The sequence below is a fragment of the Denitratisoma sp. agr-D3 genome (genome assembly GCF_054658675.1).
This window is the reverse complement of the sequence record NZ_BAAGIA010000004.1, coordinates 165,075-184,918: the sequence shown is the minus strand read 5'-3', so window position 1 is coordinate 184,918 and position 19,844 is coordinate 165,075. Positions and strand designations below refer to the sequence as shown.

General features: G+C 63.2%; 18 protein-coding genes. 10 read left to right on the top strand and 8 right to left on the bottom strand.

From position 1 onward, the window contains the following. Nucleotides 1-170: 170 nt before the first annotated feature. The 3 genes from ACYQ2U_RS12715 to ACYQ2U_RS12705 all read left to right on the top strand — a co-directional run bounded on the left by ACYQ2U_RS12715 (nucleotide 171) and on the right by ACYQ2U_RS12705 (nucleotide 3,575). On the top strand, nucleotides 171-1,805 hold the full coding sequence (locus ACYQ2U_RS12715) for an electron transfer flavoprotein-ubiquinone oxidoreductase (protein ID WP_459950751.1): 1,635 nt from the start codon (nucleotides 171-173) through the stop codon (nucleotides 1,803-1,805). A 90-nt stretch (nucleotides 1,806-1,895) separates the two neighbouring features. Further along, nucleotides 1,896-2,825: a hypothetical protein gene (locus tag ACYQ2U_RS12710; RefSeq protein WP_459950750.1), complete on the top strand. Its 930-nt coding sequence runs from the start codon at nucleotides 1,896-1,898 to the stop codon at nucleotides 2,823-2,825. Nucleotides 2,826-2,861: 36 nt separating this feature from the next. Continuing rightward, nucleotides 2,862-3,575 (top strand): TIGR01621 family pseudouridine synthase, encoded by a 714-nt coding sequence (locus ACYQ2U_RS12705; RefSeq protein WP_459950749.1) that lies wholly within the window; start codon nucleotides 2,862-2,864, stop codon nucleotides 3,573-3,575. On the opposite strand, the gene ACYQ2U_RS12700 is transcribed toward ACYQ2U_RS12705, so the two are convergent. The 3 genes from ACYQ2U_RS12700 to ACYQ2U_RS12690 are packed head-to-tail and all read right to left on the bottom strand — an operon-like array spanning nucleotide 3,572 to nucleotide 5,787. After that, a complete protein-coding gene (locus ACYQ2U_RS12700; RefSeq protein WP_459950748.1) occupies nucleotides 3,572-4,375 on the bottom strand; it encodes a D-hexose-6-phosphate mutarotase in 804 nt (267 codons plus the stop codon). The two genes, ACYQ2U_RS12705 and ACYQ2U_RS12700, sit on opposite strands and share 4 nt — an antisense overlap. Before the next feature lie 60 nt (nucleotides 4,376-4,435). Then, complete coding sequence (locus ACYQ2U_RS12695; protein WP_459950747.1) at nucleotides 4,436-5,239, bottom strand: hypothetical protein; 804 nt, start codon at nucleotides 5,237-5,239, stop codon at nucleotides 4,436-4,438. Next, nucleotides 5,239-5,787 carry a YaeQ family protein gene (locus ACYQ2U_RS12690; protein WP_459950746.1) on the bottom strand — a complete coding sequence of 183 codons (549 nt, stop codon included), beginning with the start codon at nucleotides 5,785-5,787 and terminating at the stop codon, nucleotides 5,239-5,241. Before ACYQ2U_RS12690 ends, ACYQ2U_RS12695 begins: the two co-directional genes overlap by 1 nt. Before the next feature lie 169 nt (nucleotides 5,788-5,956). On the opposite strand from ACYQ2U_RS12690, the gene ACYQ2U_RS12685 reads away from it, so the two are divergent. The 4 genes from ACYQ2U_RS12685 to ACYQ2U_RS12670 all read left to right on the top strand — a co-directional run bounded on the left by ACYQ2U_RS12685 (nucleotide 5,957) and on the right by ACYQ2U_RS12670 (nucleotide 8,234). After that, nucleotides 5,957-6,634: a hypothetical protein gene (locus ACYQ2U_RS12685; protein WP_459950745.1), complete on the top strand. Its 678-nt coding sequence runs from the start codon at nucleotides 5,957-5,959 to the stop codon at nucleotides 6,632-6,634. Between the two features lie 277 nt (nucleotides 6,635-6,911). Then, nucleotides 6,912-7,646, top strand: coding sequence for a dinitrogenase iron-molybdenum cofactor biosynthesis protein (locus ACYQ2U_RS12680; RefSeq protein ID WP_459950744.1), 735 nt, complete (start codon nucleotides 6,912-6,914; stop codon nucleotides 7,644-7,646). A 4-nt stretch (nucleotides 7,647-7,650) separates the two neighbouring features. Beyond that, entirely contained in the window at nucleotides 7,651-7,944 is a 294-nt protein-coding gene (locus ACYQ2U_RS12675) for a hypothetical protein (RefSeq protein ID WP_459950743.1), read from the top strand. Next, nucleotides 7,941-8,234, top strand: a complete 294-nt coding sequence (locus ACYQ2U_RS12670) for a DUF6156 family protein (RefSeq protein ID WP_459950742.1) — start codon at nucleotides 7,941-7,943, stop codon at nucleotides 8,232-8,234. Before ACYQ2U_RS12675 ends, ACYQ2U_RS12670 begins: the two co-directional genes overlap by 4 nt. Before the next feature lie 137 nt (nucleotides 8,235-8,371). Here ACYQ2U_RS12670 and fliD read toward each other — a convergent pair whose 3' ends face one another. Then, the gene (gene fliD, locus ACYQ2U_RS12665; protein ID WP_459950741.1) at nucleotides 8,372-9,223 is read right to left on the bottom strand and encodes a flagellar filament capping protein FliD; all 852 of its coding nucleotides are present in this window, start codon (nucleotides 9,221-9,223) and stop codon (nucleotides 8,372-8,374) included. 431 nt (nucleotides 9,224-9,654) lie between these two features. On the opposite strand from fliD, the gene ACYQ2U_RS12660 reads away from it, so the two are divergent. After that, nucleotides 9,655-11,277, top strand: a complete 1,623-nt coding sequence (locus ACYQ2U_RS12660) for a methyl-accepting chemotaxis protein (RefSeq protein ID WP_459950740.1) — start codon at nucleotides 9,655-9,657, stop codon at nucleotides 11,275-11,277. Nucleotides 11,278-11,525: 248 nt separating this feature from the next. Here the strand turns inward: ACYQ2U_RS12660 and ACYQ2U_RS12655 are convergent, their stop codons facing one another. Together ACYQ2U_RS12655 and ACYQ2U_RS12650 are read right to left on the bottom strand one after the other, a co-directional pair. Beyond that, nucleotides 11,526-12,554, bottom strand: a complete 1,029-nt coding sequence (locus tag ACYQ2U_RS12655) for a hypothetical protein (protein WP_459950739.1) — start codon at nucleotides 12,552-12,554, stop codon at nucleotides 11,526-11,528. Between the two features lie 249 nt (nucleotides 12,555-12,803). Continuing rightward, nucleotides 12,804-15,272 (bottom strand): ABC transporter permease, encoded by a 2,469-nt coding sequence (locus tag ACYQ2U_RS12650; protein ID WP_459950738.1) that lies wholly within the window; start codon nucleotides 15,270-15,272, stop codon nucleotides 12,804-12,806. A gap of 130 nt (nucleotides 15,273-15,402) precedes the next feature. Between ACYQ2U_RS12650 and ACYQ2U_RS12645 the strand changes: the two genes are divergently transcribed. Then, nucleotides 15,403-15,864, top strand: coding sequence for a bacteriohemerythrin (locus ACYQ2U_RS12645; RefSeq protein WP_459950737.1), 462 nt, complete (start codon nucleotides 15,403-15,405; stop codon nucleotides 15,862-15,864). Nucleotides 15,865-15,871: 7 nt separating this feature from the next. On the opposite strand, the gene radA is transcribed toward ACYQ2U_RS12645, so the two are convergent. Continuing rightward, the gene (gene radA, locus ACYQ2U_RS12640; protein WP_459950736.1) at nucleotides 15,872-17,245 is read right to left on the bottom strand and encodes a DNA repair protein RadA; all 1,374 of its coding nucleotides are present in this window, start codon (nucleotides 17,243-17,245) and stop codon (nucleotides 15,872-15,874) included. Beyond that, nucleotides 17,245-18,351, bottom strand: a complete 1,107-nt coding sequence (gene alr / locus ACYQ2U_RS12635) for an alanine racemase (RefSeq protein ID WP_459950735.1) — start codon at nucleotides 18,349-18,351, stop codon at nucleotides 17,245-17,247. Before alr ends, radA begins: the two co-directional genes overlap by 1 nt. Nucleotides 18,352-18,501: 150 nt before the next feature. Between alr and lplT the strand changes: the two genes are divergently transcribed. Then, nucleotides 18,502-19,839 carry a lysophospholipid transporter LplT gene (lplT, locus tag ACYQ2U_RS12630; RefSeq protein ID WP_459950734.1) on the top strand — a complete coding sequence of 446 codons (1,338 nt, stop codon included), beginning with the start codon at nucleotides 18,502-18,504 and terminating at the stop codon, nucleotides 19,837-19,839. Nucleotides 19,840-19,844: the final 5 nt, after the last annotated feature.

Sequence of the window (19,844 nt, the reverse complement as noted above, 5' to 3'; positions counted from 1 at the left end):
AACGGGGCGCGAACTATAGCACAGGTTTTTTTTCTGTCCAAGACGTGTAACGAATTTCGACACAAAAGTAGTCATGCGTAGTCGACCGCCGTGAGCGGCGCGGCAACCAGTATGATGACAAGATTGGCCGTGGAAACGGCTTGCTACCTATAACGACAAGAGAGGAAATCATGACGCAACGGGAATCAATGGAATTCGACGTGGTGATCGTCGGTGGCGGCCCCGCCGGGCTGGCGGCGGCGATCCGACTCAAGCAGATCAACGCCGATATCAACGTCTGCCTGATCGACAAGGGCGCGGAAGTGGGCGCCCACATTCTGTCCGGCGCCGTCATGGATCCGCGCGCGTTGAACGAACTGATTCCCGACTGGCAGGCCCAGGGCGCGCCCCTCGACACCCCGGTGAGCGAGGACCGCTTCTATCTGCTGTCGGCATCCGGCGCCAGCAAGGTGCCCAACTTCCTCCTTCCCGACTGTTTCCAGAACCACGGCAACTACATCGTCAGTCTGGGCCTGGTGACCCGTTGGCTGGGAGAACAGGCCGAGGCCCTGGGGGTGGAAATCTATCCCGGCTTTGCCGGCGCCGAGGTGCTCTACGACGACAGCGGCGCGGTGAAGGGGGTCGCCACCGGCGACATGGGCATCGGTCGCGACGGCCAGCCCACCGCCGCCTACCAGCCTGGCATGGAACTCCACGGCAAGTACACCCTGTTTGCCGAGGGTTGCCGCGGCCAGCTGGGCAAGCAGCTGGAGGCTCACTTCAAACTCCGCGACGGCGTCGATCCGCAAACCTACGGCATCGGCATCAAGGAGTTGTGGGAGATCAAGCCCGAACAGTTCCAGTCCGGCCTGGTGCTGCACAGCGCCGGTTGGCCCCTACAATCCGACACCTATGGCGGCGCCTTCCTCTACCACTACGGCGAGAACAAGGTGTCCGTCGGTTTCGTCGTCGGCCTGGGCTACAGCAATCCCTATCTTTCGCCCTTCGAGGAATTCCAGCGCTTCAAGACCCACCCCTTGATCCGCAAGTTCTTCGAGGGCGGTAAGCGCCTCGCCTACGGCGCCCGGGCCATCGCCGCGGGCGGCCTGCAATCCCTGCCCAAGCTGGTGTTTCCCGGCGGCGCCCTGGTCGGCGACGATGCCGGCTTCCTCAACGCGTCCCGCATCAAGGGTTCCCACGCCGCCATCAAGAGCGGCAGCCTGGCGGCGGAGGCCCTGGCCGAAGCCCTGGCGGCAGGCCGGCAACGGGATGAACTGACGGCTTATCCCGAGAAATTCCGCGCCTCCTGGCTCCACGAGGAGCTGCACAAGGCCCGCAACTTCAAGCCCTACATGTCTCTGGGCACCCGTCTCGGCGCGGTGCTGGTGGGCATCGATCAGTTGCTGCTGAAGGGCAAGGCCCCCTGGACCCTGCGCAACCAGGCCGATCACGACAAGCTCAAGCCCGCCGCCGCCTGCGTGCCCATCGACTACCCCAAGCCCGACGGCGTGCTGACCTTCGACCGCTTGTCCTCGGTGTTCCTCTCCAACACCAACCACGAGGAGGACCAGCCCTGCCACCTGAAGCTGGCCGACCCGGATGTCGCCATCACCCGCAACCTGGCCCTCTACGACGCCCCGGAACAACGTTATTGTCCGGCCGGGGTGTATGAAATCGTCCGCGACGAGGGCGGCGCCAATCCCCGGCTACAGATCAACAGCCAGAATTGCGTTCATTGCAAGACCTGCGACATCAAGGACCCCGGCCAGAACATCACCTGGGTTGCCCCCCAGGGCGGCGAAGGGCCCATCTATCAGGGAATGTGAGCGCGGCCAAGGGAATTTTCCACACCGCCCACAAGGCGGTGGTTTTTCCCTAGAATCCGCCATCCCAATTTTCCCGGCCCCTGGGCGTCCATGGAAGAGCACATCGAACCCGGCACCATACGCGTCATCAACGGACAGACGCGCATCTACCAGGAAGGTTACTGGATCAAGACCTATCCGGTGCCGGAGGACACTCTGCTGGCCAAGAAGCGCCTGATCCAGGCGCTGACGCGACGTCTGTTCAACCACACCGAACACGGCCTCAACGTCCCCGGCAACCGTCTGGCGGAAGCGAAGGCCTCCTACGAGCAGGAAACCGATCCGGCCAAAAAACGGGTCAAGGGCGCCATGTACGCCGGCGCCATGTTCAACCGGGCCACGGACATTTTCACCAAGCTGGTGGAACTGCAAGCCATGGGGGTGGAAATCAACCCCAGCAACGACCTGATGCGGGAATGCGGTCGCTGCCTCCAGGAAGCCCTGGGCCTGAGCCGCATGGTCCTGCACCGCAGCGGCGAGGAAGGCATCGACGAACTCTGGGGTGAGCCCTTCCGGGCCTTTTCCATCCCGATCGACGCCTTTTACGAAAGCCGCTACCTGAAGATCGGCCAGGCCATGAAAGGCATCGACCAGATCGCCGACGCCATGATCCAGTTCATCGGCTGTAGTCCGATGTTTGCCGGTATCGAGCCCATCGTCCGCGAATTCGCCATGGAAGCCCGGCAAAAGACCGAAACCCTGCGCACCGACCGGGATATTTTCGACGTCTGGGCCGATCTGGTCACTTCCGGCGAACGCCTGGCGGGCTACAAGCCGATTTTCGAGGACCCCGACAGCGAAGCCGAACAGCGCAAGGCTTCCTTCGGCACCCAACTGATCTGCAATGGCCGCGATCTGATTTTCTACATCACCCGGGCCCGGGTGGCCATGCCCAAGAGCACCCAGGAGTTCGTCGAGCGCTGCCAGGTGTACGCCGAACGGGGCATCGTGGACGTGATGCCCATCCACCTGCCGGCCTGATCGGCGTCCCCGCTGCACCGCCCTGCTCTCCCCGCTTTGTCCCTGACCCTGCTTGCCCGCCACGAGGATTTCGTCGTCGTCGTCAAGCCGGCCGGCATGAGCTTCCATCGGGACGACGCCGATGCCGGCCTGCTCCCCGCCGCCCGCCAACTGACCGGATTGGAAACCCTTTACCCGGTCCACCGGCTCGATCGCGTCACCTCGGGCCTGGTGCTGCTGGCCCGCTCTGAAGACGCCGCGCGTCAGTTCGGCACACTGTTCGCCGAGGGACAGGTGGAAAAGTACTACCTGGCCTTGTCGCGGCGGCCACCGGCGAAAAAACAGGGTACGGTCAAAGGCGCCATGAGCAAGGGCCGCAACGGCTCTTGGCGCCTGGCCCGCCAGGGGGAAACCTGGGCGGTGACGCAGTTTTTCAGTTACGGTTTACCGGAGGCCGCGCCAGGGCTGCGGCTGTTCCTGCTCCGCCCCCGCACGGGGCGCACCCATCAATTGCGGGTTGCCATGAAAAGCCTGGGCAGCCCCATCCTGGGGGACGAGCGCTACGGCGGCGAAGAGGCCGACCGCGCCTATCTCCACGCCTACACCCTGCGATTTCCCTGGCGCGGCGAGCTTCTGAGCTACCGCGCCCTGCCCACGGAAGGGCGCTGGTTCCTTGACCCCACCCTGACGGCCAAGCTGGCCAGCCTGGGGCCGCCCGAAGACCAGCCCTGGCCGGGGGAAACGGCGGCCGATAAAGCGACGAAAACCTAGACCGCCACCAGGGTTTGCCGTCCCAGCCAGGTTTCGCCGGCGGGCAGCAGCACCGGCTGGCGCGCCGCGGCCGCTTCGATGCACAGCATGCGGCGGAATTCCAGCGGCGCCATGTCGGGCAAGGCAGCGCAACGGGTTTCCCAGGGATTCCAGACCACCAGGTCGGGAAAGCCCTCGGCATCGATGCCCAGATTGACGCCGCCGTCGCTGAGCAGCACGGGCTTGCTCACCCCGTGGTAGACGCGGTCCACCTCATCGTCCACCGTCAGTTCCTCGGCGTTGTCCCGCACGATAGCGTCGCCCCGGGCGGCATCCCGGTATTCCAGGCCCTGCAAGCCGCGCACATGAACGTTTTCCACTTCCTTGACGCGCAAATAGGTATGCAGGGCGGCGGTGAAGCTAAACGGCGCCAAATCGGTGTTTTCCACCGCCAGTTCCACATCCAGGCGTGAGCCTTCCAACACCACGGTCAGCTCGGCGCTGAAACGGTGGGGCCACAGGGCCCGGGTGGCGTCGTCATCGCCGGTAGCCAGACAGGCCATGGCAAAACCGCGCCGACCGGCCTGTTCCACCACGGTCCAGGGCTTTTGCCGCAACAGGCCATGCTTGGGCAGTTCGCCCAAGCCGGAAAACTGGGGAAAACAGACGGGAATCCCACCGCGAATGGAGCGACTGCCGTCGAAAACCGCCCGCTCGCTGAGAAACAAACGCTCCTTGCCGTCGCCGGTTTTCCAGGAAAGCACCTGGGCACCAAGCCGGCTGATCACCGCCTCGGCACCGCTTTCCGCCTTGAGAAGCAAGGCTTCTATTCCATTAAATTCAATTTGTTGTACCGATGAACTCATGTAATACCTTAATTATTAATGCCGGGTCGGTTCCTGCTCCGCCTCCAGTTGCCCTTGGCGTCTGGCCTGCTGCCATGCCAGGGCCACCTGGGCGGCTTGGGTGAAAACCTGGGTTTTGATCTCGGCGGGCAAGGTTTGTTGCAAGGCGGCGAACAATTGCTGGGTCATTTCCTGGCCCAAACCATCGCTGGCCAGCCCTTCCGCCAGGCAACGGATCTGCACATGGGCCAGGGCATCGGCCACCAAACGCCAGCCCAGCACGGGCATGGAATTGACCAGGGCCAGCATCAGACTCCCCAGGGCCGTGCAGATATGGGTGGCTTCATCCCGGTCCTCGCTGGCGATCATGGCGTGCCAAAGGGAAAGATGAATGCCCCGGCGCAGATCCACCTTGAAATCGATGGCATTGCCCTCGCTGGCGCCCAGGGCGTCGAACATTTGCAGGAAACGGGCATCCTCTTCCGCCGTCAAGGCGGTGCGCAGGGCGCCCAGCAGCTCGGTCAGACCGGGAATGGCGTTGAGACCGAACGCCTGGCTATAGGCCAGTCCCCATTGGTCCAAGCCTGCCACCAGCAGGGCCAGGCGCAGATGGCGAGCTTCTTCGCTGCCGCCGGCCTTGGCCCAGTTCCGAATCAGGGGCAGCATGTCGTTCACGCCCCGTTGCAAGGCCTCGGGATCGTTCTCGACCGTCAGCCGGAAAATCTGGGTGAAGCCGTCCTGGGCCATGCGCGCCGCCTGGCGCTGCACCTCCAGCGGGGCATGGACGGCCAGAGCGTCCTCGGGAATGTCCTGGGCCTCGTTTTGCGTCGTTTCGCTCATCACTGTTCTCCTCCCGCCAAACGGCGCAGTTCAATGTGTACGGTGTTGGGCCCGTCGGTGAGCCAGACCTGGCCGTCCTGTACCGTGCATTGCAGGTCCATGCCCCGTTCCGCCAGGGCCGCCAGACCGGCGCACGCCTCGTCGTCCAGGGCGAACACCTGCACCTTGTCGAGCCGGCTGATGGCCGGCCCCTCCTTGGCCCACCAGGCATCCATGGCGCGGCCGCCGTAGGCCAGCAGTACCACCTTGTCGGCACGATTCGCGGCGCGGCGCAGCAAACGTTCGTCGGGCTGACCCACTTCGATCCACAGCTTGATGTCGCCGCCGTAGTCCTTCAGCCACAAGGCAGGCTCGTCATCGGCCGAAATGCCGCGACCGAATTCCAAGCGCTCATCGGCGTAAAGGGCGAAGGCCAGCAGGCGTACCATGAGGCGCTGGTCGGTTTCGGAGGGATGACGGGCCAGGGTCAGGCCGTGCTGGCCGTAGTAATTGCGGTCCATGTCCGCAATGTTGAGACTGGCCTTGAAGATGGTGGATTTGAGTGCCATGGGGATAACGCGGTATTGGAAACCCGCCCGGAGCAACGGGACGGCTCGGCACGGCGGGGCATTTTAGAGCCTATTGCCGCAGAAATCGGCCCATGACCGATCTCCCGCCAAGGCGTGCGTAAGAAGAAGGATGCGAAAATGGCCTTTTCGTCTCCCCGCCCCGCCGCCCATGAAAACCGCCCTGTCCGTTGCCGGCCTGCTCTTGGCCCTGATCGCCGCCCTGGTGCTGATCCCCTTTCTCAGTCACGACAAACAGGATGGCGCGGAACCGGCCCACGGCCTGCCCTGGCAGATCGACACCCTCTACGGCGGCAAGTCCCGCGTCTTCAACCTGGTCCTGGGCGAGGCGACCCTGGCCGACGCCCGTCGCCTATGGGGCGGCGACATGCAGGTGGCCCTGATCGCCGCACCGGGGGAAACCGGCACGGTGGAAGCCTATGTCGAGCGCGTTAACGCCGGCTTCGTCACCGGTCGGATGATCGTTACCGCCGACATTCCTGCCGACCAGTTGGCAGGTATGCGGGAACGGTCGGTGAAGCGGGATTACATGGAAAGCACCACGCGCAAGATCACCCTCGCCCCCGAGGATCTGGAACGGGCTCTGGCCGCGCCGATCCGCGCCCTCAGCTTCATTCCCAGCATCAATCTGGATGCCGGCATGGTGGAACAGCGCTTCGGCTCCCCCGTGGAACGCATCCGCCAGGGCAGCACTGAGCACCTGCTCTACCCTAACAAAGGCCTGGACGTGGTGCTCGACAGCGAAGGCAAGGAAATCCTGCAATACGTCGCCCCCGGCCGCTTCGCCCAACTGCGGGACCCGCTGCTGACGGCGACGACCGCCCGCTAACCGCCCGCCCCCCCGCACCCAATCGCCCCATCCTGGCCGATCGACGCATCGTTTGACGGGACGCCAACACGGGACCCGCAGGGAGGCGAAACGACAGGCAAGCCGCCGCCCCTTTGTCGCCCTTGCGACAAGGCGGCGGCGTCCGCGTCATTGCCGCCCACCGCCGGCATCGGGAATTCCATAATAATCAAACGACTAGCATGACCAGGACATAAACCGGCGGGGCTGGCATTCATTCTGCACGGAGGAACAAAAAACCACCCAAAGAGAGAGCCCCATGGACCACACCACGCCCCCCCTGGGTCGGGAAGCCGCCTTGCGCATCGCCCTGGCCGCCCGTGCCCTACCCACCACCACCCTGCCCAAATTGATCGAGGTGCTGCACAGCACCCTCGGCGACGTCCTGGACGAGGAAACCCTGCGCACCATCACCGTCACCAACCTCAAGACCGGCCTCGGTGGCCTGGCCGGGGACGAAGAGGACGGCGAGGACATCGGCCTCGGCCTGGAGGGCATGAAACTGGCAGTGCGCATCCTCTGGGGCGATACCGGCGACGATGAAGGCATCCCCGAACCCCAGCCCTACACCGACGGCGACATCCCCAACTCCCTGCGGGTGGCCATCGCCTCCGACAGCGAAGCCAAGCTCAACGGCCACTTCGGTTCCTGCCTGCGCTTTTTGATCTACCAGGTATCCGCCACGGACTTCCGCCTGATCGACGTGCGCGACGCCCTGGAGGCCGACTTTGCCCCGGACAAGAACGGCTACCGGGTGCAACTGATCGGCGATTGCCACGTGGTTTACGTCGTATCCATCGGCGGCCCCGCCGCCGCCAAGGTGATCCGGGGCGACATTTTCCCCATCAAGCGCATCGAGGGCGGCGAGGCCGACGACGTCATCCGTCAGTTCCAGGAGGTCATGAAGTCGCCCCCGCCCTGGCTGCAAAAGGTGTTGGGCGTCAGTGCGGAAAACCGGCTCAAGAACTACCGGGCCGAGGAAACCGAAAGCTGAGGCCGTGAACAAGAAACCCGATCCTTTCCTGGCCTCGGCCACCCTGGTGGACAACGCCGTCACCGCCGCCCGGGTGCTGGGGGAGAATCCGCGCATTTCCCGACTGGTGGCCAGCAGCGTTGGCCGCTTCGCTGCCGAATTGGCGCCGGAAGAAGGGCAGGCCCTGATCCGCCACGCCCTGGCTCGCATCGGCGCCGAAGAGGTCCCGCTGGTGCCCAAGCTTCACGGCGGACTCGACAAACTGCTGGCCGACAACACCGTCATGCCCCTCAATCTGGACGAATGGCTGGAATCATGAGCGAACCCCTCCCCGGTACCTGCCGCCACTTCCTTACCTACAGTGGCGTCAGCCTGCCCCTGAAACTGGTGGAACCCCTGGACAGCGTAGCCCACCGCAACACCTTTTACCGGGGCTACTTCGATGCCGCCGACCGCCTCACGGCCTGCCAGAAGGTCGTATACAACGAGGTGGAAACCCAGCACCGCTATGACTACCACCCCAATGGCCGCTTGAAGTGGGCGGAGATCATCGACGCCGACGGCGAGCTGACGGTGTTGCACTTCGACGAAGCCGGCGCCGCACGCTAGGGCAGCTCGCAAAAGCCATTGACGCAATCCGCGTCTTTCCCGTGCTGACGGGAATACAGCGGCTTTTCCCAACCGTCACGAGATCCCCGCTTTCGCGGGGAGGATGTCAAGGCAAACCGGTTCCGCCCAACTAGCGCTCAGGACAGGGCATGGGCTTTTTCGTAGGCGGCCAGGGCCTGGGCCACCTGACTCGAGGGCGTGGGCGCCGCCCCGGTACCGAACTCGGACTGCAAGCTGGACTTGTGGCTGTTGATGAAATCGATGGCCCGACTGCGATTGTCCAGGGCGTTCTGGATGAAGTTGCCCTTGTCGTTGAGCAGGTCCGCCGACTTGGCGAAATTGGCGCTGAACTGGTCGATGGCGCTGACCACCCCGTTCCGATTGTTGGCCAGGGCCGAGTCGAAACGGTTGGTGTCGAATGTCGCATGTTTAGTGACGGGATCGATCTCGATACCCAGTTCGCCCAAGCCGCCGATGCCAGCGTCGGCCCCGTTGAAGATGCTGGAGATGTTCTGTTCCAGCTCGAACAGCGAAACCTCGGCGGCCTGCACGTTGTCGAGGACGCCGCCGTCCTTCACGTCGGCACCGAAACGATCCACCCACTGGTTGTACTGGCTGACGAAATCCTGCAACTGGGCCTTCATATCGCTGTCGGCGGTGCTGGTGTCGATATCGCTGAGTTTTTCCCCCACCTGCTCCAGGTGATCGACGGAGCTGCCCATGGCGCTGAGTTCCGCGTATTGGGCCTTGAACTGGACCCCGCTGTTGTTGATGAAGCTCATCATGTTGTAGCCCGACAGCGGATCCCGCAACGACATGTTCATGCCGCTGCTATCCGTACCGCCAGCCAGCTTGCCGTTGAGAATCTGGGAAAAACTACTACCGCTGCTCTTCTGTTCTGTTTCGGTATTGATGTTGAACAGGGAGTTCAGGGCTTGGCTACGAAAATCAGCCAGTTGCAGCAGGATATCGTTGGCAGAAACGTTCATGGTCATCTCCTGGTGACGAGGGGCAAACAACTCGATTGCAAGAATTGAGCAACAAATACGCCTGTTTTCTTACAATCAAAATTTGCTGCCCCTCGTTATCTGCCATGAGCCGTCTCAATCCCTGACAGGACAAGGCTTTCCAGGCGCGCTGAGACCACCAAGCCACGACCAGCCCCGCACACCGTTGCCCCATTTCTGCTGCGTTCCCCACCTCACCGGCAGGAATTGCCGGCAATCTATGTATGCTGGAACCCTTATAAAGCAGCAGAAGCGGCAAGTTTTCCCAAACATCGAAGGTATCGGCCTATTGCCCCAGCACACTGGCCATTGATGTTCATCAGAAGGAACTTATTCACCCGCTGATAGATTTGATCTGCGTAATGACCTTGGGCTCCAACACGGGGCCCCATAAACCAAAGAGGAGAGAGTTCGTGTTGTCCCAATCCCTGAAGACCCGTCTGTGGTTCCTTGGCTGCCTGAGTGCTATCGGCATCGCCCTCCTTGCCGTAGCTAGCTATTGGCACTCAGCCCGTAGCAAAGCGACTTTGGTCCATTTCGTCGAACGCCAGGTGGCCATCAGCCAAACCGCCACGGCGGCCTATACCCAGGGATTGCTCGCCGACCTTGCACTGCGCAACTACCTGCTGAACACCAGCAACAAGACCGCCGTGGAAAACTTCAATGCCGCTGGCAACCAGCTGGCCAAGGAGTTGGACAAGCTGGCCCAATTGCTTGCCGACGACAAGGAGCAAACCGAAGTCGCGACACGCTTGAAGAACAACGTTGCCATCATGCGTCCGCTCCAGCAGCAGGCCTTGCAATTGATCGAGGCAGGGAACCGCGCCGAGGCCGAGGAACTGATCGTGCGCAAGGAGACCCCGGCCTGGAAACCCGTGCGGATCGATTTGACCGATCTGGTCAAACGGGCCAACGAAGCCGCCAACGCGGAGCGCACTAGCCTCGTTTCTGAACTGAACACCTCGCAAATCACCTCCATCGGCCTGAGCCTGGGGGCTTTACTCCTCGTTTCCCTGACCATGGCCTTCGTCGCCCGTGGTGTTTTCCGCCAGATCGGCGGCGAACCAGCCGACGTGGCAGCCGCACTACATCGCATCGCCCGGGGCGACTTGACGCACAAGCTGGATGTTTCCGCGACCGATCAAAACAGCATCATCGCCGCCACGGCCAGCATGCAAAACCAGATACGCGACCTGGTCAGCACCACGGTCAAAAATGCGGAGTCCGTCGTGCGCGAGAGCGAAGGCATCCGCAGCGATGCCTCCCATCTTGCTGAAACCGCGGAAGAGCAAAGTACCGCCACCGCCGCCATTGCCGCGGCGATTGAAGAACTGACCACCAGCATCGGCGTCATGTCCGATAGCGCCAGCGATGTGCGGCGGCTGGCCGAAACCTCTGCCCAGGAAGGCTATGCCGGCTTGAAGGTCGTGTCCGACGCCATGGGCGTGATTCAGGAAGTCGCCCAGGAAATGGGACAGGCTTCCTCCACCATGGAAGTGCTGGTCGGCAAGGTCAATAGCATCAACGGGATTGTCGAAACGATTCGGGAAATCGCCGACCAAACCAACCTGCTCGCCCTTAATGCCTCCATCGAGGCCGCCCGGGCGGGTGAGCAAGGCCGCGGCTTTGCCGTGGTGGCTGACGAGGTGCGAAAACTCGCCGAGCGGACGGCCACATCGACCCATGAAATCTCCGAGATCGTCGACGGCGTCTGCAAGACCAGCACCACCGCCCGCGAAACCATGTTGCGGGCCGATTCGGCAACGTCGAATCTGGCTTCCCACACGGCGGAAATCCATGATGCGGTGGAGCGCATGGCCAAGTCCTCCAACGAGGTTGGCACCGCCATTGAAACCGTCGTCGTCGGCCTACAGGAACAAAGCTCGGCCAGCACCGAAATCGCCCAGCGGGTTGAAATCGTCGCCAACGGCATTGCCGCCACCCATACCGCCTCCTCCGAGGAAAGTCATCGCACCGATACCCTGGTGGAGCTATCCCATGAATTGACGGAGAGCGTGCGGAAGTTCAGCGTCTAACCCCCCACGGAGATGGCCCCCTCCCCTAGTCCGCTAGGCTTGCCGCAGCACCTGCAGGGGGCTATCCCGGCGCGTACACTCGACCCAACTCACTCGGATTGCGCCACGCATTTCTTCCGAGCACAGCAATTGATGCTGCTCATCAATAGCCGATAACCGGCAAGCGGAAACCAAGAGGCAGCCTAATGTCCGCCATTACAAAAAAGAAGGGCCCGGCATTGCCGAGCCCTTCTTTAGCAGTAGCCTGATTAATTTACAGCTTTAGGCGCAATCTGGCCTTTGTAGACAATCTTGATGGTGCCCCCTGTGTTATAGGCCGCCCTTTGGTTATTACATGTACCAGAGGCACTGGTTTGGGCACAGTACTGTGTACCGTCCGGCCCCGTGATCAACGTCGTCGGCGGAGGACAAACACCGTTCTGGGCCTTGGGTGCATCCACCGGGGCAGCGCACTGCGTCGATGGATTCGGGAATCCTTGCGCATTTGTGCAATTGGTTGCTGCCCAACCGAAAACGCCGGGCTGATTGGCGTTGCTCCCCAAGAGGCCATTCAAAGCAATGCGGGTGCCCTTAGGCCATGCCGCCCCCTTGCCATGGCTTTGAGTATTGACGCTGAGAGTTGCATTCACACCGTTCACCGCGCTGATATCGGTATCGTCCGCATTGGCACAAGTTGGCCCTGAAACAGAGCCTACCGCGCCATTGGCGCTGAAATTGATGGAACCCTCGGCAAGATTGGTGGCATTCGGATAAGTGGTGCCGGCTCCACCGCATCCGTTGTTGCCTGTGCTCGTCCCATTGAATCCATCGGTAAAAAAGAAGTTGAAGGTCATCGCGGGCGTGCAGGTCTTACCGGAAAAACAAGGGAAGGTTCTGGGCACATAGGTGATGGTCTCCCCTGCGCTCATCCGGTAGGCACCCTTGGTCGTGACCCCCTTTGGCCCGACAAACCGTACCTTCTTGCCGGAGACGGAAGACTTGAACTCCAGATTCGGTTGGCCGTTGGATAAATGGCTGACAGAAGTGACTTGCGTTCCCAGATTGCTGCATCCTGGGGGATTGCTTGTTGGCGGCTGCCCCAGCACCAGATTCGCATACACCGCCTTCTTGCTGCCATTGGTCACGGTCAACACCGTCGGTGTCTGACCTGACACCAAGTGATAATTTTTTTGCGCGACGTCCTGAGCCAACGCTGCTTCCGCCGCCAAACCGCCGATCACCATTGCTCCCAATACCACGACCAAACTACGATGAGCGATACCGACCTGAGTACGCATGATTCACTCTCCTGGGGGATGGATTGCTGGATGCAGGGGAAGCTTCCGACAATTACCTCGCAAGACGCGATGCAACTGAAGCCCACCCACACTGAGTGCACGGCGGATCGTTCGATCATCGCGCGCCCACCCGCCAGAATATGACATAGTTCTTAATTCAAATGTATTAATTATTTATTGGGAATAAAACTGCCTTCCTATCAACATTGCCAGACGGCAGATGCGCCTAGGCGGGAGGCGTGATCTAAGTCAGACTTCCCTCAATACTTGCAGCGGGCTGCTGAGTCTGGCTTGACGCGTACCCCACCAACCGGCAGCCAGTACTAGGGCCGATCCCAGGACCACCCCGGCCAGGGGCAGCAAGGGCTTGGGCAGGTAGTCCAGATGAAACACCTGCCGCGCCAGCACCGTCGCCAGGGCGGCGGCCCCCAGCCCCGCCAGCAGGCCGGCGCCCAAGCCCAGCAGCAGGAATTCTGCGCGCAAGACCCGGCCCAACTCGCGGCTGCGCCCGCCCAGGGCCCGCAGCACCGCCAGCTCGTGGCTGCGTTCGTCCGCCGTGGCTTGCAGGGCGCCGTAGAGCACCGCCAGGCCGGCCAGCAGGGCGAAACCGAACACCACCTGCACCGCCCGCGCCACCTGGTCCAGGGTGTCCTGCAATTGGCGCACCACGGCGGCCACATCGATCAAGGTCAGGTTGGGAAAGGCCTTCACCAGATCGGCGACGAACACCTGCCGACCTGCCGGCAGATGGAAACTGGTGATGTAGCTGGCCGGATAATCGTCCAGCACGCCCGGTGGCGTGATGACGAAGAAATTCACGCGCATGGAGTCCCAATCCAGCTTGCGCAGGGAGGTGACGGCGGCCTCCAGCCGATTGCCGCCGATGTCATAGCCCAGCACGTCGCCCAGTTTCAAGCCCAGGGTTTCCGCCAGGCCCTGCTCTACCGAGAATTGGGCAGCGGCATTCGGTGCCGGCCAGCGCCCGGCGCTGACTTGGTTGCCCGTGGGTAGCATGCCGCTCCAAGACAGATTGAATTCCCGTTCCACCAGCCGCTTGGCCTTGTCGTCGACGTAGCTGTCGGCGTTCACCGGCTGGCCGTTAACCGTCACCAGGCGTCCGCGCACCATGGGTTCCAGCACCGGCCGAGCCAAGCCCTGGGCACTGAAAAAGGCGGCCACGGCTTCCCGCTGTTCCGGTTGGATGTTGATGACAAAGCGGTTGGGCGCGTCGGCAGGCAGGCGCGACTGCCAGGAGGCCATCAGATCGTCCCGGGCCACGGTGAGCAGCAGCAAGGCCGTGAGCCCCAGCCCCAGGGCCACCACCTGGACCAGGGTGGCACGGCGATGACGATGCAGATTGGCGACGCCGTAACGCCAGCCCAGGCCGGCCCCGGGACGTGTTTGCCCCCAGCGCCGCAACAGGCCCAGCAATCCCCAGGCGATGCCGCCGTAGAGAGCGATGGCGGCGGCAAAGCCCCCCATCACCACCGCCCACAGCCGCCAATCGCCGGCAATCCAGCGCATCAGGGCCGCCAGGGCGACGATGCCGGCCAGGCTCACCAGCAGACTGCCGGTATCCGGAGCTTCCCACTCCCGCCGCAGCACCCGCAAGGTCGGCACCCGACGCAACCGGAGCAAGGGCGGCAAGGCAAAACCGGCCACCAACACCAAACCCACCAGCACGGTCTGCCCCCAGGCGAGGAAACCGGGCGGGGGCAGGTCCGTCGCCACCAGACCTGCCAGCAGGCTCGTCAACAGGGCTTGAACGGCATAACCCAGGAGTGTTCCGAGCAAGGTCACCAGGGTGCCGAAGAGGAGGAATTCGCCACCGTGGATCCACAGCACCTGGCGCCCAGACGCGCCCAGGCAGCGCAACACGGCGCAGCCATCCAGGTGGCGACGCAGGTAGCGATCCGCCGCCAGCCCCATCGCCACGGCGGCCAGAACCACGGCCAGCAAGGCCGCCAAGCGCAGGAAGCGCTCGGCCTGGGACAGCAGATTGCGCACCTCGGGCCGGGCATTGTCCAGGGTCTCCAACTTCTCGCCGCGCCCCAGACGGGGCTCGGCCCAGGACTGGTAGGCCGCCACGGCCCGGTCCGGTCCGGCCAGGTGCAGGCGATAGCTGACCCGGCTGCCGAAACCGATCAAACCGGTACGGTCCAGGTCGGCCCGATTGAAGAGCAGGCGCGGCGCGATGGCGAAAGGATTGAAGCCCCGGTCGGGCTCCTGGGTGAGCACGGCGGCCACGGTGAAGGACTGGCTGCCAAGGCCGACCCTATCGCCAACGGCAACCCCGAGGCCTGCCATAAGGCGCTCGTCGAGCCACACCGTGCCACTCGCCGGCACGCCGGCAACCTCGGCATCCTCGCCGTTGAGCGTCGCCGCCGTCCGCAACTTGCCGCGCAAGGGATAGTGATCGCTCACGGCCTTCACGTCCGCCAATTGGGTGCCGCCGCCGTCCCTGCTGACCATGCTGGGGAAGCCGATACTCTCCGCCACCTGCAAGCCATTGGCAATCGCTTGATCCCGCCAGGACCGGGCCCAGGGATGGTCCGCCGTCAGCAGCACGTCGCCGCCCAGAATGCGCCGGGATTCCTGGGCCACGCCCCGCGCCACCCGATCCCCCAACAGGGAAACGCTACCCAGGGCCGCCACCGCCAACAGCAGGGCCAAGCCCAGCACCGTCAATTCGCCGGCGCGCAAATCACGCCACAACATGCGGACCATTAACCTTGTCATATTCATGGGGATTACTTGATCATCATCAATACTTCAAATTGAAACGAAATTACCATCCAATTCTCCGTTTCTGGTTCTGGCACCCAAATACACAAATGGAGGAGACGCCATGAACACCCTGAGCGAAAACCTGATTCCCTGGCACGACGATTACGGCCTCGGCCTGAGCGAGATAGACCAGCAACATCAAACCCTGTTCCGGCTCATGAACCAAGTGTGGGACGCCGTGAATCAGCGGGAAAATGCCATCACCGCCGGCGAGCTGATCCTGCAACTGGAAGAGTACGCCCAGAACCATTTCCGGGCGGAGGAAGTTTTCATGGCGGAAACCGGCTATCCCCGCCTGGATCACCACAAAAAAGCCCACGACGCCTTCGTCCAGCGCCTCCACAGCGAAAAAGCCACCATGCTCGACGGCGGCTGGATCAGCATCAGCCTACTGCTGTTCCTGCGGGACTGGTTGATCACCCACATCCTGGTGGCGGACCGGGAATACGCCGCCCACGCCGGCTACGTGCCGCCCTGCGAACGGGTGGAAGGCGAGTTGAACGAAGCCTCCTGCCCCGCCTGACAGGGACTCAATCCAGTTGCCGTAAGCGCTCCACCGCCTGCTCCACCCGATCCACCGCGATGACCTCGATGCCCTTGATGGCCTGCTTGGGGGCATTGGCGGTAGGAATGATGGCGTGGGTGAAGCCCAGTTTGGCCGCCTCTTTCAGCCGCTCCTGGCCCCGGGGCGCGGGGCGGACCTCGCCGGCCAGGCCGACTTCGCCAAAGGCCACCAGTTTTTGCGGCAGGGGCTTGTTGCGCAGGGAGGACACGATGGCCAGGACGATGGCCAAGTCCGCCGCCGGTTCCTGAATCTTGACCCCACCCACCGCATTGACGAACACATCCTGATCGAAACAGGCCACCCCGGCGTGACGATGCAGCACCGCCAACAGCATGGCCAGCCGCTGGGCTTCCAGGCCCACGGTCAAACGGCGCGGGCTGGGGGTATGGGCCGTATCGACCAGGGCCTGCACTTCCACCAGCAAAGGGCGGGTGCCTTCCTGGGTCACCAAGACGCAGGAACCGGGCACCTCCTGGGCGTGCTGGGAAAGGAACAGGGCCGAGGGATTGGAAACGCCGCGCAGGCCTTTGTCGGTCATGGCGAACACGCCCAGTTCGTTCACCGCGCCAAACCGGTTCTTGAAGGCACGGATCAGGCGGAAGCTGGAATGGGTGTCCCCCTCGAAATACAGCACCGTATCGACAATGTGCTCCAGCACCCGGGGACCGGCCAGGGCGCCGTCCTTGGTCACGTGGCCGACGAGGATCACCGTGGTGCCGCTTTGCTTGGCCAGCCGCGTCAGCTGGGCCGAGCATTCCCGCACCTGGGCCACGGAGCCCGGGGCCGATTGCAGGGCTTCGGAATAGATGGTCTGGATCGAGTCGATCACCGCCACGGCGGGCTTTTCCGCTTGCAAGGTGGCGACGATCTTTTCCAGGTTGATCTCGGCCAGCAATTGCAGGTGGTCGGCCTGGAGTTGCAGGCGCCGCGCCCGCAGGGCGACCTGCTCGCCGGACTCTTCGCCGGATACATAGAGCACGGGTTGACCGATTTCCGCCAGGCGGCACAGGGCCTGGAGCAACAGGGTGCTCTTGCCGATACCCGGATCGCCGCCGATTAGCACCACGCCGCCCTGGACCAGGCCACCGCCCAGCACTCGGTCGAACTCCTCGATGCCGGTGGGTTGGCGCGGCTCCTCCTTGGGGTCGATTTCCGCCAAGCGTTGCAACTTGCCCGAGGCCGCCAGGGCGGAATAGCGGTTGTTGGCCGCCGTCGGCGCGGTTTCGGCAATGGTCTCGACCAGGGTGTTCCACTGGCCGCAGCCGGGGCACTGGCCCTGCCACTTGGGAGAACTGGCGCCGCACTCGGTGCAGGAATAGATGGTTTTCGCCTTGGCCATCAGTTTTCCTCGATCACCGGCACCCGTCGGGCCACCGCGCAGAACAATTCATAGCTCACCGTACCCGCAGCAGTGGCCACGTCGTCGGCCTCCAGGCGCGTCTCGCCGTGGCGGCCCCAGAGGGTGACGATGCTGCCGACCTTGGCCTGGGGCACCGGCGTCAGATCGACGCAGATCTTGTCCATGGACACCCGCCCCAGGATGCGGCTGCGCACGCCGGCCACCAGCACCGGCGTGCCGGTGGGGGCATGGCGCGGATAGCCGTCACCATAGCCGCAGGCGACGATGCCGATCCGCAGTTCGCCCGCGGCCACGTGGTTGCCCGCATAGCCGATGCGGTCGCCGGCTTGCAGGGTGCGCACGGCGATCAATGCCGACTCCAGGGTCATCGCCGGGCGCAGGCCGATGGCCTGGGCGTCCTGCATGGTCGGGAACGGCGATGCACCATAAAGCATGATGCCGGGCCGCACCCAGTCGCCCTCCCGCCCCGAGGTTTCGGGGAAGCGCAGCAATGCCGCCGAATTAGCCAGGGACACGGGCAAACCGTAGCCCCCCGCCATGGCGGCAAACCGCGCCATTTGCTCGGCGATGCCGCGCGGCTCGTCGGCATCGGCGAAATGGCTCATCAGGGTGATCGGGCCGGCATGGGTGCAGGCCTCCAGCTTGGCGAAGGCAATGGGCAGTTCGTCCGGGTTCAGGCCCAGGCGATTCATGCCGGTGTTGAGCTTGAGATGGACGGGCATGGGCGCCGTCAATTGGGCGTCGCAAAAGACCCGCACCTGGTCCAGGCTGTGGATCACCGGTTGCAGGTTGTGCCAGGAAAACTGGGCCAGCTCGCCGGCCTCGTAGAACCCCTCCATCATCAGGATGGGCTCGTAAATGCCCTCTTCCCGCAGTTCAATCGCGGTTTCCAGTTCCACCAGGGCGAAACCGTCCGCGCCGTCGGCGCCACCGGACAGGGCTTTTGCCACGCGCAGGGCGCCATGGCCGTAGCCGTTGGCCTTGATCACCGCCCAGACATGGCTGCCCCGGGCATGGTGACGGGCGATGGCCAGGTTATGACGCAATGCGGAAGAATCGATGCGGGCGCGAATCGGGCGGGTCATGGCGAATCGGAAAGTCAGCGGATGGCAGGGACGAAGTTTCGCATAGTGCACCGCCCCGCTGCCCGCTGCCACAAATTCGCCCGGCTTGCAAAGGGTCGGGGAAGCCTCCCTTTCGTGATATAAACACCCCGCCTCAAAAAAGCGGACCCCATGAATCTAGGCTTTTACACCATCATGGCGGCGCAATTTTTTTCTGCGCTGGCCGACAACACGCTGTTGATTGCCGCCATTGCCCTGTTGAGGGAAATGGACGCGCCGGCATCCCATGCGCCGTTGCTCAAGACCTTCTTCACGGTCTCCTACGTGGTCCTGGCCGCTTTCGTCGGTGCCTACGCCGACTCCATGCCCAAGTGGCGGGTCATGTTCATCAGCAACACCATCAAGATCCTCGGCTGCGGGCTGATGTTCCTCAACGTCAATCCCCTCTACGCCTACGCCGTGGTGGGCCTGGGCGCCGCCGCCTACTCACCGGCCAAGTACGGCATCCTCACCGAATACCTGCCCCACCGCCTGCTGGTGGTGGCCAACGGCTGGGTCGAGGGGCTCACCGTCATCGCCATCATCCTCGGCACCGTCCTCGGTGGTGCCCTGATCAAGCCCGACCTGGCCCAGGCCCTGCTCAACTTTGACTTCCCCGGCTTCGACACGGGCATCGACACCGTGGGCGAAATGAACCTGCTGATCGTCGGCGCCCTGTACGTCGTCGCTGCCATTTTCAATCTCTACATTCCCGACACCGGGGTGGACCACGTTCCCCTGAAAAAGAACCCCTGGTATCTGCTCCACGAGTTCAACCACTGCCTCAAGCTGCTGTGGAAGGACAAGCTGGGCCAGGTCTCCCTGGCGGTGACCACGCTGTTCTGGGGCGCCGGCGCCACCTTGCAGTTCATCGTCCTCGACTGGGCCAAGGCCGCCCTGCACCTGGACCTGTCCAAGGCCAGCATGTTGCAGGGCATCGTCGCCTTCGGCGTCGCCGCCGGTGCCTTCGCCGCCGCCCGCATGATTTCCCTGCGCCGCTCGGTCAAGGTGATTCCCCTCGGTATGATCATGGGCGTCGGCGTCATCGTCATGATCCTGGTGCCCTACGTGCCCACCTATGAAATCGCCCGCTTCGACTTCACTCTGTTCGGCAAGCCGGTGCATTGGCTGATCGAGCTGCGCATGGCGGTGTCCATGTTGTTGCTAGTGGTGGTCGGCATCCTCTCGGGCCTGTTTGTCGTCCCCATGAACGCCCTGCTCCAGCATCGTGGCCACGTGCTGATGGGCGCGGGCCATTCCATCGCCGTGCAGAACTTCAACGAAAACCTGTCGATCCTGGTGATGACCTTCGTCTATTCGACCCTGGTTTCCCTGCATCTGCACATCTATTGGATCATCGCCCTGTTCGGCCTCTTCGTCGCCGGCATCATGTGGCTCATCCAGAAGCGCCACGAGGCCAACCAGCGCCAGTACGACGACGTGGCCCACCTGGACGACTGTACCCACTGACCGTC

Excerpts from the sequence above, each read along its gene's own strand:
- alr (WP_459950735.1), bottom strand. The coding sequence starts at position 18,351 with ATGACCCGCCCGATTCGCGCCCGCATCGATTCTTCCGCATTGCGTCAT.
- ACYQ2U_RS12655 (WP_459950739.1), bottom strand. The coding sequence starts at position 12,554 with ATGCGTACTCAGGTCGGTATCGCTCATCGTAGTTTGGTCGTGGTATTG.
- ACYQ2U_RS12695 (WP_459950747.1), bottom strand. The coding sequence starts at position 5,239 with ATGAGCGAAACGACGCAAAACGAGGCCCAGGACATTCCCGAGGACGCT.
- radA (WP_459950736.1), bottom strand. The coding sequence starts at position 17,245 with ATGGCCAAGGCGAAAACCATCTATTCCTGCACCGAGTGCGGCGCCAGT.
- ACYQ2U_RS12710 (WP_459950750.1), top strand. The coding sequence starts at position 1,896 with ATGGAAGAGCACATCGAACCCGGCACCATACGCGTCATCAACGGACAG.
- ACYQ2U_RS12690 (WP_459950746.1), bottom strand. The coding sequence starts at position 5,787 with ATGGCACTCAAATCCACCATCTTCAAGGCCAGTCTCAACATTGCGGAC.
- ACYQ2U_RS12685 (WP_459950745.1), top strand. The coding sequence starts at position 5,957 with ATGAAAACCGCCCTGTCCGTTGCCGGCCTGCTCTTGGCCCTGATCGCC.
- ACYQ2U_RS12650 (WP_459950738.1), bottom strand. The coding sequence starts at position 15,272 with ATGTTGTGGCGTGATTTGCGCGCCGGCGAATTGACGGTGCTGGGCTTG.
- ACYQ2U_RS12645 (WP_459950737.1), top strand. The coding sequence starts at position 15,403 with ATGAACACCCTGAGCGAAAACCTGATTCCCTGGCACGACGATTACGGC.
- ACYQ2U_RS12670 (WP_459950742.1), top strand. The coding sequence starts at position 7,941 with ATGAGCGAACCCCTCCCCGGTACCTGCCGCCACTTCCTTACCTACAGT.
- fliD (WP_459950741.1), bottom strand. The coding sequence starts at position 9,223 with ATGAACGTTTCTGCCAACGATATCCTGCTGCAACTGGCTGATTTTCGT.
- ACYQ2U_RS12715 (WP_459950751.1), top strand. The coding sequence starts at position 171 with ATGACGCAACGGGAATCAATGGAATTCGACGTGGTGATCGTCGGTGGC.
- lplT (WP_459950734.1), top strand. The coding sequence starts at position 18,502 with ATGAATCTAGGCTTTTACACCATCATGGCGGCGCAATTTTTTTCTGCG.
- ACYQ2U_RS12680 (WP_459950744.1), top strand. The coding sequence starts at position 6,912 with ATGGACCACACCACGCCCCCCCTGGGTCGGGAAGCCGCCTTGCGCATC.